Genomic DNA, 3,633 nt, shown 5'->3' on the forward strand with positions numbered 1-3,633 from the left:
GCGTTTGCCGAATCGAAGCGCCGTTTCCAGGTTGCGCTGGAGGTCCTTTGCCACCACGTTATTTTTGGAAATAAAGGTTTCCACATACAGTTTTTCAAGGGTGGCTGATGTTAAAAGAATATTGAAGGCTAACGCGAGCACCAGCATGATAAAGGCACCTGAAAACAAGCGCATCCGTGATCTGTTTTTCGTCAAATGGCTCATAAAACAGGTGTGCTGTCAGTTTCTTCCTGGTAACGGATCCGGGTAAATGGGGATATAAAGCTTTGGAGAAAGGCCTGGTAGTTCATTGTGAAATCAACAAAATCTCCCACTTTCAAGCGATGAGGGCAATCCGTGATGTCTGCCAGGGTATAATTGGAATTTACGGAAACAATTTCCATGCCCGGGATTAAAGGAGTCAATCCTGATGGGTAAGTGTCGCAGATGCCGAAATTGAGAATGGCGCGTTTGCGCAGGCCCCGGCGGGGAAATCGGGGTTGGCAGCCCAAAGCATCCTTTCCGCACAACTGGGGTGGCGTCACTCGCTTTTCTTTTATTTCAAGTATATCGCTTCTGAATGTGACCACCCGGGTATCCAGATTCGGGTGTACCTGATTTATTGTGGGAATGGTGCCCAGGAACACGGATTCTCCCAATCGTATATTGTTGATCCGGTCGGGAAGGCGCTTGTGCTCCATCCATTTGAGCAGTACGGAGCCGCCCACCGAGACGGTGTTAACCTTAATGTCGAGTTTGGATTCAATCTGATCAGCCAGGTGGGCCATGATACCAAGGTTGTATTCATCCGGTACGGTTCCGGCACAACACCCCAGGTTGGTGCCGATGCCGGCAAATTTAATGCCCCGGGGCTTGATCTGGTGAATTTTGCGTACGGTATCCAGCACCTGATCCGGCATAACACCTTCTCTCAAGTCTCCGGTATCCACCATCAAAAGAATGCTGTGGGGGCAGTTCATGGCAATGGCCGTTTGGTTGAGTTGTTGAATAACGGCCAGTTCAGAGTTGAAACTTGTGCCGAAGCACTGGACAATGGCAGGAAGTTCATGGATTGAGGGCAGGGCAATATATATGGGCCGCCTGGGGAAGACAGGTTTTGCCCTTGGACCGTGAGGCACCCGGGATAATCCGATGTTTTCAAAACCTAAGTCCAACATCTGACTGATCATCTTCTGGTCTGCACATGGGTCTTTGATAATTCCGGTGATACCCAGGTGATGTTCCCTGCAGTACCCGGACAAAAAACGGATATTGTGACGCAGTCTGTCCAGATTCAGGATTAATTGACTCATAATGATGTTAAATTTTATTTCCGGAATTTGATTATCAGGATGGCAATATCATCGGACTGGGGCGCAGAATCGGCATGTTCCCGAATGCGATCTAAAAGATTATGCACTATTTTTTCCGACGGCAGAGCCCTGTCTTTTGACACTTCATCAATCATCCGTTGATTTGAAAATTGCTCCCCGTCTGTGTTCATTGCCTCGTTAACCCCATCCGTATATAACATAAAACCCTGTCCATTATTAAGGGTTAAGGTGTTGTGCGAATAAATCATGCCCGGCATGGCACCGACAAGGGTTTCTTTTTTTTCTTCTATAAAATGGGCCCCGTCATGGTTGATAATAATGGGCGGGTTGTGTCCGCCATTGGCATAGACAATCCGGCCTGTTTGAATATTCAAAATCCCGATGATAAGGGTAACAAACATGGAACGGGGATTGTCGGAGCTTAATACATTGTTGATACTGGTCATCATCCGGGCAGGTGATACATCCTTGCCGCTGAATACTCGGATAAGGGTCCGGGTGACCACCATGAACAGGGCTGCAGGAACACCTTTGTGGGAAACATCACCTAAAGTAAAAACAACATGCTCGTCATCAAGCCGGAAAAAATCATAAAGATCTCCACCGATTTCCTTGGCCGGCTGCAACGTGGCATACAGATCTATATCATCAAATTCAAGCAGCCCCGGAAAGGTTTTCGGCACCATGCCCAACTGGATTTCCCTGGCAATCCCCAGTTCACTTTTAATCCGCTGTCTGTCTGAGGTGATGTTGATCAAATCCTGGATGTTCCGGCTTAGTTCGTGGCGCATAAGGATAAATGACGCAGCCAGGTCTCCCACCTCATCTTTGTGATTTTCAGCCAGGTCATCCACCGGCGTTGCCTTTTCCATGGGGGTGGTAAAATTGAGTTTTGGAATTTCTCTGGCATAGGATGACAGGCGTTGCAAGGGCGTAGCGATCCGGCTGACTACCAGAATAATGGCCACAAGACCGGCCATGAACATCATTACGATGATCAGGCTCTGCCGGATAACCAGACGCTGGGCCGGCAGTTTGATCTCCTGCAAAGGAATGATGACACTGATATACCATTTAAAGGGTTTGAAATAATAACAATAGGCGATCATTTTTTTTGCATTTTTATCGGGCATGTCAGGCAGATAATGAAAGTGTGAAAATTCAGCAGATGCGTTTTGACGGATATCGTCATTTATCATATTACCGGTGATTCGATTGACCCGGGTACCCATGGCCTGAGACGCACTTGCCAACTGCGGAATCAGTGCGGCACCTGATTCATCAAAAATATAGACAAAGCCGCTGTCAGCGATTTTCAGACTTTGGGTATAATCTGTCAAAGAGAGGATGATCTGTTCTTTCTGTTTTTCCGCCAGGGCCTGGAGCTGGCTGATATCCACGGAGACGCCGATGGTTAGTGACCAGGGTGTAAATGGTTTGAAATAGGCAAGCACCGATGCGTTTTCCTGGCTCTGGTCAAAGTTGAACGCAGCAAAGTCCCCTCTTGGGGTTAAGTGATCAAACTGCATGACCTGGGATAGGTTCCTGTGTTTGACATCCATTAATGATTTTAAAGAAAGGGCGGTTACCTGCGCATTGGACGATGCTATTATATTGGATTGTGCATCAATGATGTAATGCTTGACATTATCAAAGGGAGCTGTTTCAATCCAGGACAGTGCGTTTTTAAGTCCGTTTGTCTCCTGTGATTCACCCTTTGCGGCAAAGCCTTCAAATACCGATGCGATAACCTCGGCCGTGTTCTTTAACTGGCTGCGTTTTAAAAGGGTCAGTGCCCGTTTTTCCTTCAAAAGGTTGCGGTAATCTGCTTCAATAATCAAATCCAGGGAGTGCAGAATGTTCAACGCGGAATCCTGCTGGGCCGTCAGCATGGCGTTACCCACATCCCGGTGGGTGGAAAAGATGTTAACCAGGGTAGATATCACCATGACCAAAATAACAGCAAATAAAATTTTTCCCTTAATGGTTGAGAACATTGCGGCTTTGATCACTCCTCATCTATCTAAACTGTTACGGCTGTCATCGTAAACAGAATTCATATTTTACATTCAACACGGTTAGCCTATACCACAGTCGGCCCGCAGGTCCATATAATTTTATAAAATCACGTGATGTGCAACTTTTTTTGACAACATGATTATATTCCCGATAGGCATTGATAATATCAGACATGGAGGATAGAGTTATGTTGTCAATAGAAGATTTTATAATTGAAATATATTGTCGGACAGATGATTCTTTGAAAGAAATTTCCCGGGGTATGAAATTACGCAGTCGGGGTTTTCCTCCTTCGCTATCC

The 3,633-nt window shown here is 46.4% G+C and carries 3 protein-coding genes and 1 pseudogene; 1 reads left to right on the forward strand and 3 read right to left on the reverse strand.

Translation table 11 applies throughout. From position 1 onward, the window contains the following. The 3 genes from AB7U36_RS20685 to AB7U36_RS20695 form a co-directional block, all read right to left on the reverse strand. A partial coding sequence (locus AB7U36_RS20685; RefSeq protein ID WP_428161518.1) for a hypothetical protein occupies window positions 1-204 on the reverse strand: 204 nt, incomplete at its 3' end. Continuing rightward, the gene (locus AB7U36_RS20690; protein ID WP_428161519.1) at window positions 201-1,292 is read right to left on the reverse strand and encodes an alanine racemase; all 1,092 of its coding nucleotides are present in this window, start codon (window positions 1,290-1,292) and stop codon (window positions 201-203) included. The genes AB7U36_RS20685 and AB7U36_RS20690, both read right to left, overlap by 4 nt. A gap of 14 nt (window positions 1,293-1,306) precedes the next feature. After that, a complete protein-coding gene (locus AB7U36_RS20695; RefSeq protein ID WP_428161520.1) occupies window positions 1,307-3,310 on the reverse strand; it encodes a SpoIIE family protein phosphatase in 2,004 nt (667 codons plus the stop codon). 209 nt (window positions 3,311-3,519) lie between these two features. Here AB7U36_RS20695 and AB7U36_RS20700 point away from each other — a divergent pair. Beyond that, a pseudogene (locus tag AB7U36_RS20700) lies at window positions 3,520-3,633 on the forward strand (IS982 family transposase); the annotation flags it as partial.

This window comes from Desulfobacter sp. (assembly GCF_050177295.1).